13 protein-coding genes are annotated in these 14,925 nt (G+C 72.1%); 5 read left to right on the top strand and 8 right to left on the bottom strand.

Translation table 11 applies throughout. From position 1 onward, the window contains the following. Positions 1-95: 95 nt before the first annotated feature. The 3 genes from ACQZOG_RS08305 to ACQZOG_RS08315 form a co-directional block, all read right to left on the bottom strand. On the bottom strand, positions 96-908 hold the full coding sequence (locus ACQZOG_RS08305; RefSeq protein ID WP_037639076.1) for a thioredoxin domain-containing protein: 813 nt from the start codon (positions 906-908) through the stop codon (positions 96-98). Positions 909-1,002: 94 nt separating this feature from the next. After that, a complete protein-coding gene (locus tag ACQZOG_RS08310) occupies positions 1,003-1,710 on the bottom strand; it encodes a membrane protein (RefSeq protein ID WP_033273017.1) in 708 nt (235 codons plus the stop codon). A 68-nt stretch (positions 1,711-1,778) separates the two neighbouring features. Beyond that, positions 1,779-3,122 (bottom strand): DUF2252 domain-containing protein, encoded by a 1,344-nt coding sequence (locus ACQZOG_RS08315; protein ID WP_033273018.1) that lies wholly within the window; start codon positions 3,120-3,122, stop codon positions 1,779-1,781. Positions 3,123-3,326: 204 nt separating this feature from the next. Here ACQZOG_RS08315 and dnaE point away from each other — a divergent pair, with 204 nt between their 5' ends. After that, positions 3,327-6,866: a DNA polymerase III subunit alpha gene (gene dnaE, locus ACQZOG_RS08320; protein ID WP_058915945.1), complete on the top strand. Its 3,540-nt coding sequence runs from the start codon at positions 3,327-3,329 to the stop codon at positions 6,864-6,866. Between the two features lie 92 nt (positions 6,867-6,958). Here dnaE and ACQZOG_RS08325 read toward each other — a convergent pair whose 3' ends face one another. Beyond that, entirely contained in the window at positions 6,959-7,126 is a 168-nt protein-coding gene (locus tag ACQZOG_RS08325) for a hypothetical protein (protein WP_167338180.1), read from the bottom strand. 220 nt (positions 7,127-7,346) lie between these two features. Between ACQZOG_RS08325 and ACQZOG_RS08330 the strand changes: the two genes are divergently transcribed. Further along, positions 7,347-8,552: an NYN domain-containing protein gene (locus tag ACQZOG_RS08330; RefSeq protein WP_033273020.1), complete on the top strand. Its 1,206-nt coding sequence runs from the start codon at positions 7,347-7,349 to the stop codon at positions 8,550-8,552. Positions 8,553-8,749: 197 nt separating this feature from the next. Here ACQZOG_RS08330 and ACQZOG_RS08335 read toward each other — a convergent pair whose 3' ends face one another. Continuing rightward, positions 8,750-9,688: an MBL fold metallo-hydrolase gene (locus tag ACQZOG_RS08335; protein ID WP_033273021.1), complete on the bottom strand. Its 939-nt coding sequence runs from the start codon at positions 9,686-9,688 to the stop codon at positions 8,750-8,752. Positions 9,689-9,718: 30 nt separating this feature from the next. Beyond that, positions 9,719-10,387, bottom strand: a complete 669-nt coding sequence (locus ACQZOG_RS08340) for a TetR/AcrR family transcriptional regulator (protein WP_033273022.1) — start codon at positions 10,385-10,387, stop codon at positions 9,719-9,721. Between the two features lie 224 nt (positions 10,388-10,611). Here ACQZOG_RS08340 and ACQZOG_RS08345 point away from each other — a divergent pair, with 224 nt between their 5' ends. The 3 genes from ACQZOG_RS08345 to ACQZOG_RS08355 all read left to right on the top strand — a co-directional run bounded on the left by ACQZOG_RS08345 (position 10,612) and on the right by ACQZOG_RS08355 (position 13,236). Then, complete coding sequence (locus ACQZOG_RS08345; protein ID WP_033273023.1) at positions 10,612-11,586, top strand: ABC transporter ATP-binding protein; 975 nt, start codon at positions 10,612-10,614, stop codon at positions 11,584-11,586. 86 nt (positions 11,587-11,672) lie between these two features. Then, the gene (locus ACQZOG_RS08350) at positions 11,673-12,497 is read left to right on the top strand and encodes an ABC transporter permease (RefSeq protein ID WP_033273024.1); all 825 of its coding nucleotides are present in this window, start codon (positions 11,673-11,675) and stop codon (positions 12,495-12,497) included. 34 nt (positions 12,498-12,531) lie between these two features. Then, complete coding sequence (locus tag ACQZOG_RS08355; RefSeq protein WP_406717404.1) at positions 12,532-13,236, top strand: AAA family ATPase; 705 nt, start codon at positions 12,532-12,534, stop codon at positions 13,234-13,236. A 394-nt stretch (positions 13,237-13,630) separates the two neighbouring features. Here ACQZOG_RS08355 and ybaK read toward each other — a convergent pair whose 3' ends face one another. Beyond that, entirely contained in the window at positions 13,631-14,131 is a 501-nt protein-coding gene (gene ybaK, locus ACQZOG_RS08360) for a Cys-tRNA(Pro) deacylase (protein ID WP_037639072.1), read from the bottom strand. A 42-nt stretch (positions 14,132-14,173) separates the two neighbouring features. Beyond that, entirely contained in the window at positions 14,174-14,914 is a 741-nt protein-coding gene (locus ACQZOG_RS08365; protein WP_033273027.1) for an LON peptidase substrate-binding domain-containing protein, read from the bottom strand. Positions 14,915-14,925 lie beyond the last annotated feature (11 nt).

The following is a 14,925-nucleotide window of genomic DNA, read 5'->3' on the forward strand; positions in this document are numbered from 1 at the left end:
GACGTGTACATGCCCCGTGTAGCCGCCGGAGCGGGCGAACCCGGGAAGTTCGCCCGCTCTTCGGCCACGCGTCGGCGGGGCGTCGGCCGGTCGCGTCAGCCCTTCAGCGCCTTGTCGACCGCCGTGGTGAACTCGGCCGCCGTCATGGGCGCGTTCTGCCCGTCGGAACCGGTCAGCTTCTTGCCGTCCATCTTCAGCGTCGGCGTGCCCTGGACGTCGCTGCCGTCGAACTTGTCCGACATCTCCAGCGCCCAGCGGTCGTAGGTGCCGTCCTTCACGGCCGCCTGGAACTCCTTGTTGTTCTTCAGCGCGTCGACCGTGTCGGCGATCTTGATGAGGTAGGCGTCGTCCTTGAACTTGTCGTCCGTCTCCTCGGGGTGGAACTCCGAGGAGTAGAGGGCCGACTTGTACTCCAGGAACGCCTCGGGGCTGACGTCCAGCGCGGCGCCCAGGGCGCTCAGCGCGTTCTTCGAGCCCTCCCCGGTGAGGTTGCGGTCCAGGAACGAGGCGCCTATGAACTGCACCTTGTACTTGCCGTCCGCGACGTCCTTGTCGATCGTCCCGCCGACGGCCTGCTCGAAGGAGGCGCAGATCGGGCAGCGCGGGTCCTCGTACACCTCGAGGGTCTTCTTGGCGTCGGCCTTGCCGATCACGACGGTCGTGCCGTCCTTGCCGCTGGTGTTGGCGGGCTTGACCAGCTCGGCGTCCTTCGCGGCCTCCCAGTGGTCCGGCTTGTTCGCCTGGACCACCGCGTAGCCGATGCCGCCGGCCGCGGCCAGCACACCGACCACCGACGCGGCGACGATCAGCTGCCGCCTGACCTTCGCCTTCTTCGCCTGGCGCTCGCGCTCCTGGCGCAGGCGCTCGCGCGCCGCCGTCTTGGCCGCCTGGCTGTTCCGCTTGCTCATGATGATGTCTCCACAGGGGACGCACACGGTCGTGTGCGGAGTTCGTACGGGGGGACTGCTGGTGCTCGGGCGACCGCCCGGGGCGTGATCCGCCTCAGGCGGCGAGCGAGCACGGCGGCCCGCGCCGTCCCAGGGAGTGCGCGAGGAGCAGGGTGCGCGCCACGGTCGCGCGGTGCGGCGTGCGGACCGGACGGCCCGTCCTGGGCGCCCGGCGCACGGTGACCACCGCGACGGCCAGCAGCAGCGGACGGACCGCCGTCGACGCCGTCGCGGCGACCGCGCTCAGCAGCTGGGCCAGCGCCCGCTCCCCGCGGCGCAGCCAGGCGGCGGCGAACAGGCCGACCCCGATGTGCGCGCCCAGCAGCAGCCAGGCGGTCGCCGGTCCCGCCTCGGCCAGCACCGCCGTCACCTGGTCGCCGCCCTGGGCGGCGTGCCCGGTGACCCGGGCCAGCGGCGCGCCCCAGCCGGTGCCGTCTCCGCACAGCACGTCGAACCCGACGGAGCGCAGCGGACCGGCGACCGGGCCGCCCATGCGGCCGTAGCAGATGTGCTGGCCGGCGGTGAAGACCGTGTCGGCGGCCAGCTCCAGCGGGATCAGCAGGGCGGCGATCCGCCCGAAGGAACGCTCCCGCCCCGCCAGCGCGTAGGCCAGGCCGAACACGGCGGCGCCGATCGCGGCCACCGTGGTCAGCGGCAGCGGAGCCCCGGACAGCAGCACGTGCGACGCGGTGCTGAGCGTCACGACGACAGCCGTGAACAGCGCCGCGCGAACGGCTCTGAGCTGGGGTCCGGATATGTCCATGGCGGCTACGAGTGTGGCACGTGCTCCGTTAAGGGATCCCTAAAGGGGGCCTGTGAATGTGCGGAAGGTTACAGCCCCGGAATCCGGCCGTTGCGGAACAGGTCGAGGAAGATCTGGTGGTCCCGGCGGGCCCGCGCCCCGTAGTCGTGGGCGAAGTCCACCAGCAGGGGCACCAGTCCGTCCTCGTCGGCCGCGATCGCCGCGTCGATGGCCCGCTCCGTGGAGAACGGCACCAGCGACTCGCCGGAGGTGTCGTCCGCCGCCGCGTGCATCGCCGCCGTCGCCCGGCCCAGGTCGGCGACCACCAGCGCCATCTCCTCCGGGTCGTCGAGGTCGCTCCAGTCCAGGTCCACCGCGTACGGCGAGACCTCGGCGACCAGCTGCCCGGCGCCGTCCAGCTCGGTCCAGCCCAGCCACGGGTCGGCGTGCGCCTGGAGGGCGCGCTGGGAGATCACCGTGCGGTGCCCCTCGTGCAGGAAGTACTCCCGCACCGCCGGGTCCGTGATGTGCCGCGAGACGGCGGGGGTCTGCGCCTGCTTGACGTAGATCACGACGTCGTTCTCCAGGGCGTCGCTGTGCCCCTCCAGCAGGATGTTGTACGACGGCAGCCCGGCCGAGCCGATGCCGATGCCCCGGCGGCCCACGACGTCCTTCACGCGGTAGGAGTCCGGCCGGGCCAGCGAGGAGTCCGGCAGCGTCTCCAGATAGCCGTCGAACGCGGCCAGCACCTTGTAGCGCGTGGCGGCGTCCAGCTCGACCGCGCCGCCGCCCGGCGCGAAGCGGCGCTCGAAGTCGCGGATCTCCGTCATCGAGTCCAGCAGCGAGAACCGGGTCAGCGACCGGGCGTCCCGCAGCACGTCCAGCAGCGGCCCCTGCGCCGTGTCCAGGGTGAACGGCGGCACCTCGTCGTCCTTCGCGCCGGTCGCCAGGGCGTGGATCCGCTCCCGGTAGGCGGCCGCGTACACCGACACCAGGTCGGTGATCTGCTCGTCGCTGAGCGCCTTCGCGTAGCCGATCAGGGCCATCGACGCCGCGAAGCGCTTCAGGTCCCACAGGAAGGGGCCGACGTACGCCTCGTCGAAGTCGTTGACGTTGAACACGAGGCGGCCGTTGGAATCCATGTACGTGCCGAAGTTCTCCGCGTGGAGATCGCCGTGGATCCACACGCGCGAGGTGCGCTCGTCCAGGTACGGCCCGCTGGGGGCGGCGCCGCGCCCGGCATGCTCGGCGGACAGGTCGTGGTAGAAGAGGCTCGCGGTGCCGCGGTAGAAAGCGAACGCCGACGCCGCCATCTTCCGGAACTTCACCCGGAACGCGGCCGGGTCGGCGGCCAGGAGCTCGCCGAAGGCGGTGTCGAGAACGGCGAGGATCTCCTCGCCGCGGGGCTCGTCGTCGAGCTGCGGGACCGACATCGCTGGGTGCCTCCTGGTGCGGGATCTCGGGGGACGGGCCTGCCGTCGCCTGCCTAACGTGCGGAGGCGCGCGGGAGTGCCCGGCGCCCCGCCCGAAGGTACGCGGGGGAAGGCTCCGGGTGTCAGTGCCGGGGCATAGACTTCGACGCTGTCCCCCGGGACCCGTCCACCCGCAGCCGATGAGATCTCCCTGGAGGCCGCACCGTGTCGAAGCCGCCGTTCACGCACCTGCACGTCCACACCCAGTACTCGCTGCTGGACGGTGCCGCGCGGCTGAAGGACATGTTCAACGCCTGCAACGAGATGGGCATGACGCACATCGCCATGTCCGACCACGGCAACCTGCACGGGGCGTACGACTTCTTCCACTCCGCGCAGAAGGCCGGCGTCACGCCGATCATCGGCATCGAGGCGTACGTCGCCCCCGAGTCCCGGCGCAACAAGCGCAAGATCCAGTGGGGCCAGCCGCACCAGAAGCGGGACGACGTCTCCGGCTCCGGCGGCTACACGCACAAGACGATGTGGGCGGTGAACAGCACCGGCCTGCACAACCTCTTCCGGCTCTCCTCCGACGCCTACGCCGAGGGCTGGCTGCAGAAGTGGCCCCGGATGGACAAGGAGACCATCGCCAAGTGGTCGGAGGGCATCGTCGCCTCCACCGGCTGCCCCTCCGGCGAGGTCCAGACCCGGCTGCGCCTCGGCCACTTCGACGAGGCCCTCAAGGCCGCCGCCGACTACCAGGACATCTTCGGCAAGGACCGGTACTTCCTGGAGCTGATGGACCACGGCATCGACATCGAGCACCGGGTCCGCGACGGTCTGCTGGAGATCGGCAAGAAGCTCGGCATCCCGCCCCTGGTCACCAACGACTCGCACTACACGTACGCGCACGAGGCGACGGCGCACGACGCGCTGCTGTGCATCCAGACCGGCAAGAACCTCTCCGACCCCGACCGCTTCAAGTTCGACGGCACCGGCTACTACCTGAAGTCCACGGACGAGATGTACGCCATCGACTCCTCGGACGCCTGGCAGCAGGGCTGCGCCAACACCCGGCTGATCGCCGAGATGGTCGACACCACGGGCATGTTCGAGAAGCGCGACCTGATGCCGAAGTTCGACATCCCGGAGGGGTACACCGAGGTCAGCTGGTTCCGTGAGGAAGTCCTGCGCGGCATGAACCGCCGCTTCCCGGGCGGCATCCCGGACGACCGCATGAAGCAGGTCGAGTACGAGATGGACACGATCATCTCGATGGGCTTCCCGGGCTACTTCCTCGTGGTCGCCGACTTCATCATGTGGGCCAAGAAGCAGGGCATCGCGGTCGGCCCGGGCCGTGGTTCCGCGGCCGGCTCGATCGTCGCCTACGCCCTCGGCATCACCGACCTCGACCCGATCCCGCACGGCCTGATCTTCGAGCGGTTTCTCAACCCCGAGCGCATCTCCATGCCCGACGTCGACATCGACTTCGACGAGCGCCGGCGCGTCGAGGTGATCCGCTACGTGACCGAGAAGTACGGCGCCGACAAGGTCGCCATGATCGGCACGTACGGCACCATCAAGGCGAAGAACGCCATCAAGGACTCCGCGCGCGTGCTGGGCTATCCGTACGCGATGGGCGACCGCATCACCAAGGCCATGCCCGCCGACGTCCTCGGCAAGGGCATCCCGCTGTCCGGCATCACCGACCCTGACCACCCCCGCTACTCGGAGGCGGGTGAGGTCCGGTCGATGTACGAGAACGAGCCGGACGTGAAGAAGGTCATCGACACCGCCAAGGGCGTCGAGGGCCTGGTGCGGCAGATGGGCGTGCACGCGGCCGGCGTCATCATGTCCAGCGAGACCATCACCGACCACGTCCCGGTCTGGGTCCGGCACACCGACGGTGTCACCATCACGCAGTGGGACTACCCGAGCTGCGAGTCGCTCGGCCTGCTGAAGATGGACTTCCTGGGCCTGCGCAACCTCACCATCATGGACGACGCCGTCAAGATGGTGAAGGCCAACAAGGGCATCGACATCGACCTGCTGTCGCTGCCGCTGGACGACCCCACGACCTTCGACCTGCTCCAGCGCGGCGACACCCTGGGCGTGTTCCAGTTCGACGGCGGCCCCATGCGCTCCCTGCTCCGGCTGATGAAGCCGGACAACTTCGAGGACATCTCCGCCGTCTCGGCCCTGTACCGGCCGGGCCCGATGGGCATGAACTCGCACACGAACTACGCGCTGCGCAAGAACGGCCAGCAGGAGATCACCCCGATCCACCCCGAGCTGGAGGAGCCGCTCAAGGAGGTCCTGGACGTCACCTACGGCCTGATCGTCTATCAGGAGCAGGTGCAGAAGGCCGCCCAGATCATCGCCGGCTACTCGCTCGGCGAGGCCGACATCCTCCGCCGCGTGATGGGCAAGAAGAAGCCCGAGGAACTGGCGAAGAACTTCACCATCTTCCAGGCCGGCGCCCGCAAGAACGGCTACAGCGACGAGGCCATCCAGGCGCTGTGGGACGTGCTGGTGCCGTTCGCCGGCTACGCCTTCAACAAGGCCCACTCCGCCGCGTACGGACTGGTCTCCTACTGGACCGCCTACCTCAAGGCGAACCACCCCGCCGAGTACATGGCGGCGCTGCTCACCTCGGTGAAGGACGACAAGGACAAGTCCGCGGTCTACCTCAACGAGTGCCGCCGCATGGGCATCAAGGTGCTCCCGCCCAACGTCAACGAGTCCGAGTCCAACTTCGCCGCCCAGGGCGACGACGTGATCCTCTTCGGCCTCTCCGCGGTGCGCAACGTCGGCACCAACGTCGTGGAGTCGATCATCAAGTGCCGCAAGGCCAAGGGGAAGTACACGTCCTTCCCGGACTACCTCGACAAGGTCGACGCGGTCGTCTGCAACAAGCGCACCACCGAGTCGCTGATCAAGGCCGGCGCCTTCGACTCCATGGGCCACACCCGCAAGGGCCTCACCGCCCAGTACGAGCCGATGATCGACAACGTGGTGGCGGTCAAGCGCAAGGAGGCCGAGGGACAGTTCGACCTCTTCGGCGGCATGGGCGATGAGCAGGGCGACGAGCCCGGCTTCGGCCTGGACGTGCAGTTCACCGACGACGAGTGGGACAAGACGTACCTGCTCGCGCAGGAGCGCGAGATGCTCGGCCTGTACGTCTCCGACCACCCGCTGTTCGGCCTGGAGCACGTGCTGTCCGACAAGGCCGACGCGGGCATCTCCCAGCTCACCGGCGGTGACTTCGGCGACGGCGCGGTGGTCACCATCGGCGGCATCATCTCCGGCCTCCAGCGCAAGATGACCAAGCAGGGCAACGCCTGGGCGATCGCCACCGTGGAGGACCTCGCGGGCTCCATCGAGTGCATGTTCTTCCCGGCGACCTACCAGCTCGTCTCGACGCAACTGGTCGAGGACGCCGTGGTGTTCGTCAAGGGCCGGCTCGACAAGCGGGAGGACGTGCCGCGCCTGGTCGCGATGGAGCTCCAGGTCCCCGACCTGTCCAACGCGGGCACCAACGCGCCCGTCGTGCTCACCATCCCGGCGACCCGCGTGACCCCGCCCATGGTCAGCCGGCTCGGCGAGATCCTCACCCACCACAAGGGGGAGAGCGAGGTCCGCATCAAGCTGCAGGGGCCGACCAGGACCACGGTGCTGCGGCTCGACCGGCACCGGGTCAAGCCGGACCCGGCGCTGTTCGGCGACCTGAAGGTGCTGCTCGGCCCGTCCTGCCTGGCCGGTTGACCACCGGCCCCCGACGCGCCGGAGGGGCGCACCCGCGACGGGTGCGCCCCTCTTCCTGTGCTGCCGGGCCGCAACGGCCCTTCACACCGGTGTCAGTTGTGGCCGAAGCGCTTCTGACGGCCCTTGCCCGGGCCGACCTCGCCGGGCACCACCTGCGTGGTGCGCTGCTCGTCCGGGGCCTCGATGGTGGACGTCTGCGCGGCGCGCGGGGTGCGCTCGGCCTGGGGCTGCTTACGGTCACGGTTCTTGTTCTTGGCCATGGTGTTGCCTCCTGTGGGGACTAGGGGCCAGGGCCGAATTCAGATTCACATAAGCCGATAACACACGCATGTCGGACAATTACCGTCCGTAGTGGGGCGGTCGGGGGAGGAAGTGTGGAAACGCCACGCCGAAGATCGAGTTCGGACCGTTAACACCGGCGGGGTCGGGCAGACTCGAAGGAAGCCCGAAGCCAAACCTCCCGGAAAGAGGGTGGATCGCGTGGACCGCTGCATCGTCCTGGTGGACGCCGGGTATCTGCTGGGGGCCGCCGCGAGTCTCCTCGCCGGGGAGCCCTCGCGGTCCCGGATCACCGTGGACCACGCCGCCCTCATCCAGGGACTGCGTGACCGCGCCGAGAACGACACGCGCCAGCCGCTGCTGCGCATCTACTGGTTCGACGGCGCCCCCGACCGCGTCCCGCAGCCCGAGCACCGCAGGCTGCGCGTGATGCCCCGGGTCACCGTCCGGCTCGGCGCGCTGACCCGCAGCGACGGGCGCTGGGCGCAGAAGGGCGTGGACGCGGCGATGCACGCCGAGCTGACCGAGCTCGCCCGCAACCGCGCCTGCTCCGACATCGTGCTGGTCACCGGCGACGGTGACCTGCTGCCGGGCATGATGGCCGCCAAGGAACACGGGGTCGCCGTGCACCTGTGGGCCGTGCAGGCCGCCGACGGCGACTACAACCAGTCCGAGGACCTCGTCGCCGAGGCCGACGAGCGCCGGGTCCTGGACCGGGCGTGGATCACGCAGGCCGTACGCGCCAAGGAGATCGGCGGGGTGTGCGCGCCGCCGCCCACGACCCGGCCCGACATCGCCGCGATCCTGTCCGCGCCGCTGCCCGACTCCGCGCTCGCCCCGGCCGCCGAGCGGACCCAGGCCGAGCCGCGCCATCCGGCAGCCGCGCACAACGGGACCGCGGAGCGCACGCCCGCGGCGAAGGGCGTCCCCACCCCGAAGGACCTCGCCGCCCTGCGCCACCCCGGCCTGCACCAGCCGCAGCAGCCCGCCTCCGCGACCCTGCGGTGGTCCTCCGACAAGGGGTGGGTGGACCGGCCGGCCGCCGAGCCTCCGGAGGTCGCCTCCATGCCGACGCTGGCGCAGCTGACCACGGCGGAGCAGCGGTGGGCGGACCGGGAGGAGGACATCACCACCGTGGGCGGCGACCCTTTCGAGGTGGGGCAGGTCTTCGCCCGGCGGTGGGTGGAGCGGCTGGGCGACCACGCTCATGTGCGGAAGCTGTCCGGGATGTATCCGCGGATTCCGCACCGCATCGACGGTGAGCTGTTGCGGTACGCGGCGCGGTTCGGGTTGCTCGCGCACAAGGACGACCAGATCGACGAGCGGGACCGGTACGCCATTCGGGCGGGATTCTGGCGGGAACTGGACGTGCGGACGGGGACGGAACGCGCGTCCGCGGGGGAGTAGGCGGGGGCGGTCTCCGAGTGCGGGGCGGCTGCAGCACCCGTTTCGCGCAGTTCCCCGCGCCCCTTGGGGCGTGGGTACGGCTGAGGCCGTGGTGGGTTGCTCGCGCAGTTCCCCGCGCCCCTGAAGGTGCTGCCGTGACCGTGCCCCGAAGGGGCGCGGGGAACTGCGCGACCGGCCACGACGTACCGCAGGCGGGCTCAGGCGCGGGGGAAGGCCGCCCATTCCCTGATGGCGAAGCCGTCGCCCTGAGGGCGGACTTCCGCCGCACCGTGGCCCGGCCAGTGGGCCGGAACCACCAGTTCCCGCAGCTCCGCCGCCCGCGCGAGATAGGCCCGCCGCGTCTTCGCGGCCTGCCGCGGATCGTCGCAGAAGCAGCTGTTCCAGTCAGGTTCGAGCACCTGCACAGGACTGTGCAGCATGTCCCCGACGAAGACCGCCCGGTCCGAGCCGGACCGCAGGGTGAGCGCGGACGAACCGGGGGTGTGCCCGGGAGCCGCCTCCAGCAGCAGGTTGCCGTCGATGCGGTGGCTGTCCTCCCACAGCACCAGCTGCCCCGCCCGCTCGACCGGGGCGATGCTGTCCTCGAAGACCAGCCTGCTGCCCTCCCAGCGGACACGCTCGTGGTCGTCGCGCGGTGAGCGCCCCCCGCCGGGGCCGGGGCCGGCCGGGTCGAAGTACCGGTGGTCCGCGCGGGGCACCAGATACGTGGCGTTGGGGAAGGCCGGCACCCACTCCCCGTCACGCCACCGGGTGTTCCAGCCGACGTGGTCGTAGTGGATGTGGGTGTTGACGACGACGTCGACGTCCTCGGGCTCGACGCCCGCCGCGCGCAGGCGGGCCGGGAAGTCGGTCCGCAGGTGGGCGAACTGCGGGACCTGCGGGCGGTCCCGGCCGTTGCCGATCCCGGTGTCCACCAGGATCGTCCGGCCCTCGCTGCGCAGCACGAAGGTCTGCACGTGGCAGCGGTACGCGTCGTCGGCCGGCGTCCAGAAGTCGGGCGCCAGCCAGTCCTCGTTGCGCCGCCAGGTCTCCTCGTCGCTGTCCGGGACGATGAAGCGCGCGGTACGGACGGGGCCCGACCACTCGATCACGCGGGTGACCTCGACGTCGCCGAGCACGATGCGGGATGCGGGCATGGCTGGTCCTCCAGGGAAACAAAACTTCTGTCAGGCTGAGCCGCGCCCGCCCGGGGGCGCGTAACGGGCCAGGAAGGTGCGTACGGCCTCGTCGATCACCACGTCCGGACCGGGCCCGCCGGCGGTCTCCTCGGTGAAGGCCATGACGCGCGGCCAGACGAGGAACTCCTGGACGAGTCCCATGAACTGCCGCGCGGCGAGGCCCGTGTCCGGGCAGCGCAGCCGGCCGGCGCGGACCAGGGCGTCGAGACGGCCGGTGAACGCGGCCACCACCGGTCCCTTGCCCAGCCGGTGGAACTCGTCGGCGATCCACGGCAGCCGGGAGGACTCGGCGACCACGAGCCGGGCGAAGAGGATCTGGTCCGTCTCGTCGGCGAAGCGTCGCAGCGACCGGGCGAAGGCCCGCAGCACCTCCTCGGCGCTCGCGTCCTCGTCGTCCGCGGCCGGGCGCCGGTCCTGCTCGGCGAAGGCCGCCCAGTGGTCGCGGACCATCTCCCGGAACACCGCCTCCTTGGACCCGAAGCGGTTGTAGACGGTCTGCCGGGAGACGCCGGCGCGCTCGGCGACCCGTTCCAGGGAGACACCGGCGTACCGGTCGGCGAGGAACAGTTCCTTCGCCGCGCGCAGGATCCTCAGGTCAGAGGCCGACCTGCGGCGTTCGGCGTCCCCGGCCGGGGCGTCCTCCGTACGGACGGTCATGCGGGCTCCCTCCCTGACTACGGCTCTGGACTTTACAGTACAGTCCAATTCAGGAGGTCCGCACGCCGCCGGAAGGGGCGATCCCTCCCCCGGTGTCCGGTGCGTCCCCCCGGACGGGGCCGGGCGGAAGGGTGACCCGGGAGCGGGGGGACGGCGGCGACCCCGTAGGCTCGTCCCTTGTGAGTACGCGCGCGGCACAGGCACATCGGGACGGTGGTGACGTCGTGTGTGCGGTGCGCGGGCTGACCAAGACCTATCCGGCGGTGCGCGGACGGCGCGGGGTGCCGGCGACGCCCGAGGTGCGGGCCACCGACGACGTGGCGCTCGACATCGGGCGCGGGGAGATCTTCGGCCTGCTCGGGCCGAACGGCGCCGGCAAGTCCACCCTCGTCCGGCAGATGACCGGCCTGATGCGGCCCGACAGCGGCAGCGTCGAGATCCTCGGCCACGACATCGTCCGCCACCCCGAGCGGGCCTCCCGCATCCTCGCCTACCTCGGGCAGGAGTCCAGCGCCCTCGACGACCTGACCGTGTCCCTGGCCGCCGAGACCACCGGCCGGCTGCGCGGACTCGACGCCCGGCAGGCCCGCGCCGAACGCGACGCCGTGCTCGACGAGCTGGGCCTCACCGCCCTCGCCTCCCGGCCGCTGCGCAAACTCTCCGGCGGCCAGCGCCGGCTCGCCTGCTTCGCCGCCGCGCTGGTGGGGGAGCGGCCCCTGCTGGTCCTCGACGAACCCACCACCGGCATGGACCCCGTCGCCCGGCGTGCCGTGTGGTCCGCCGTCGACCGGCGTCGCGCCGAGCACGGCACCACGGTGCTGCTGGTCACCCACAACGTCATCGAGGCCGAGACCGTGCTCGACCGGGTCGCCGTGCTCGACCGCGGCCGGGTCATCGCCTGCGACACCCCGAACGGCCTGAAGGAACAGGTCGCCGGGGAGGTCCGGGTGGAGCTGGTGTGGCGCGAGGCCGCGCCGCTGCACGTGCCCGAGGTCGCCGCGCTGCGCGACCGGACCGTCGAGTCCGGCCGCCGCTGGACCCTGCGGCTGGCGCCGGAGGAGGCCCGCACGGTCGTCGCCACCGTCACCGGCGGCGCCGCCTTCGCGGCCCTCGACGACTTCACACTGGCCACGCCCAGCCTGGAGGACGTCTACCTGGCGCTGGGCGGCGCCGTGCGGCAGGGACTGGTGAAGGCGTGAGCACACGGGCCGTGTCGTCCGTACGGAACGGGGCGACCTCCGGAGCGGCTCCGGACGGATCTCCGAGCGAAGGGGAGCAGCACGACGTGAGTGTCGTACCCGCCGGCGCCCTGCCGGCCGGCGTCCTGACCGCGGAGGAGGCCGCCCCGCCGCGGCCCGCCGCGCTCGGCCCCCGCGCACGGCTGTGGCCGTCCCTGGCGGCCGTGTACCGGGCGCAGCTGTCCCGGGCCCGGGTGGCGCGTATCCCGCTGCTGTTCGTGGCGACGTTCCAGTCGGTCGGGATCATGATCCTGATGCGCGGGGTCGTCGACGGCGGCGGCGAGGCCCGCGCCGTGGTGGCCGGCTCGTCCGTGCTGGTCGTCGCCTTCGTCGCGCTCAACCTGCTCGCCCAGTACTTCGGCCAGCTCCGCGCCAGCGGCGGACTCGACCACTACGCCACCCTGCCCGTACCGCCCGCGGCCGTGGTGCTGGGCGCGGCCGGCGCCTACGCGTCGTTCACCGTCCCCGGCACCGTCGTGACCGCCGTCGTCGGCTGCGCCCTGTTCGGGCTGCCGCTCGCCCACCTGTGGGTCCTCGCCGCGGTGATCCCCCTCGCGGGCGCCGCGCTCGCCGGGCTCGGCGCCGCCCTCGGACTGCTCGCCCCCCGGCCCGAACTGGCCACCCTGCTCGGTCAGCTCGGCATGTCGGCGGCGCTGCTGCTCGGCGTCCTGCCGCCGGAGCGGATGCCGGAGGCGGTCCGCCTCGCCCGCGACCTGCTGCCGTCCACGTACGGCGTCGATGCCTTCGCCCGGACCTTCGCCCCGCACCCCGACTGGGCCCACGTCCTCGGCGACCTCGCCGTGTGCGGCGTGGTCGGTGTGATCTCGCTGGCCGTGGCGACCTGGGCGTACCGCAGGGCCGCCGTCCGGTGACGCGGCCCACAGCGACGCCTGGCACGATGGCAGGGTGAGCGCACCTCTGACACCCCCGCCACCGCACGACCCCTCCGCGCGCGACCCCTGGCAGCCGCCCTCCGGCGCCCCCGCCGGCGGCGCGCACCGCTACGACGGGAAGCCCGGCCACGCCGCGTACCCCAAGCACGGCTGGTGGCACGACGAGGACGGCCCGGGGATGGCGAAGGAGATCCGCGAGGCGGCCGTGGTGGCCGTGGCGGTCGCCCTCGGCGGGGTGGTGCTCGGGGTGCTGTGGTGGTGGCTCGCGCCGCGCGTGCCGCTGGTGGGCGACGCGTCCGGTGACGCCTGGGTGGTCTACCTCAAGGACTCCGAGGGCGAGCAGAGCATCGGCGTGGACGGCACGTTCACGCTCGTCGCCCTGGCCTGCGGCGCGCTGAGCGCCCTGGCGGTCTTCCTCTTCCGCCGGCGCGGCGGCGTCCCGCTGGTGGTGGGGCTGGCGGTCGGCGGGCTGCTCAGCTCGCTGCTGGCCTGGCGGCTCGGGGTGTGGCTCGGCCCCTCCCAGGACGTGATCGCGCAGGCGAAGAGCGTCGGCAAGGGCGTCACGTTCGACGCCCCGCTGAAGCTGAACGCGAAGGGCGCGCTGCTGGCGTGGACGTTCTCGGCGCTGGTGTTCCACCTGGGCCTGACGGCGCTGTTCGGCCCGCGCGATCCGGAGGAGTGGCTGCCGCCGGGCGAGCAGCAACAGCCGCCCCGGTGAAGGCGCCGGGCGCCATGTCCCCGGTCAGGCCGGGCGCCGCCCGTGGTTGGCCCGCCGCTTCCTGATCCGCCACCTGCGTTTACGCGTCCGCTTCGACATACCTTCCGTACATAGCCGAGGCGGCGGGGGCCGTCGAGGTACGGAACAGGCCGTCCCGGCCGGGGAGGCGTCCCCCGGCCCGTCGGCCGCGGCCCCTCAGGGATTGCCGGTGCTGCCGCCAGGGCGGCCGGGCACCGTGGGCGGGCCGACGGGCGGCCTCCGGCCGGCCCGCGTGGACCGTCGACCGGGCCGAGGCGGATGCCGGGGGCGGAGCGCGTCGTGCGGGCCGGCCCGCGAGGCGGGCGCCGCGGCCGGCCGGGCGCGTGGTCCGTGGATTCCGCAGGCGGGTCCGGCGCTACATCCGGCCGATCGGGGCCAGGACCGCCGATGTCAGGTGCGCCAGGTCGGTGGGGGCGAGCTCCACCTCCAGGCCGCGGCGGCCGGCCGAGACACAGATCGTCTCGTGGCGGGTCGCCGACTCGTCCAGCACCGTCGGCAGCTTCTTGCGCTGGCCCAGCGGCGAGATGCCGCCCCGCACGTACCCCGTGGTGCGCTCCGCCAGCGCCGGGTCGGCCATCGACGCCCGCTTGCCGCCGGCCGCCGAGGCCAGCGCCTTCAGGTCGAGCTGGCCCGCCACCGGCACCACCGCCACGGTCAGGGCGCCGTCGACGTCCGCCACCAGCGTCTTGAAGACGCGGTCGGGGGAGACGCCCATCGCCTCGGCCGCCTCCTCGCCGTAGCTCGGGTGGGCGGGGTCGTGGTCGTAGGCGTGCACCGTGAACGGCACCCCGGCGGCGGTGAGCGCCACCGTGGCGGGCGTGCCGTTGGACTGCTGCTTCTTGGACTTCTTGGCCATGCCGGTCGTCGCTCCGCAAGCGTCGGTACGCGTGAGCACGCGTCAGTTGAGACTCGTCGGCGCCCGCGTCAGCTCCGACGCGGGCAACGACGGAAGACTACGGATGATCGCCGTCTCCGTGCGAAGCAGTTTCAGCTCGTCGCGCAGCCGCGACGCGGTGTCCGGCGCCTGGAGCAGCCGCTGCCGCGTCGGCGTGTCCAGCATCATCGCGGCGGCGACCAGGTACGAGACCACACTGGGCTCGTCCGGGAGCTCCGCGTCCGAGGTCAGCGACCGCTCCCGGGCCCCCGCCAGCCGCTTCTGGTACTGCCGGAACGCCCGCAGCACGCCCTCCGCCAGCGGCCCCGCCTCCTCGCCCGGGTCCTCCTCCAGCGGCTCCAGCTCCGCCGTGAGGAAGGGACCGGAGGCGTCCACCGACAGCAGCCGCACCCGGGTCGTGCCGGTCGCCAGCACCTCGAAGGTGCCGTCGGGCCGTTCCCGGATCGTCGCCGCGTCGGCGATGCACCCCACCTTGTGGAACGCGTGCAGCGGGTCCGCGCCGAAGCCGGCCGCCGGGCCCCGCTCGGGCACGGCCGTGGGGTCGGGCAGCCCGGGGGCGCTCGGCGCCACCTCGTGGCCGTCCCGGATCGCCGCCACGGCGAACTGCCGTGGCTCGTCCTCCGGTGTCTTGAGCAGCTCGCGCATCATGGCGCGATAACGCTCCTCGAAGACGTTGAGCGGGAGCACGAGCCCCGGGAACAGCACCGTGTTCAGGGGGAAGAGCGGAAGCCGGACGGTGGTCACGTCGCAAGAGC

This window comes from Streptomyces sp. P13-3-3, from assembly GCF_050571355.1.
GTDB lineage: Bacteria > Actinomycetota > Actinomycetes > Streptomycetales > Streptomycetaceae > Streptomyces > Streptomyces althioticus.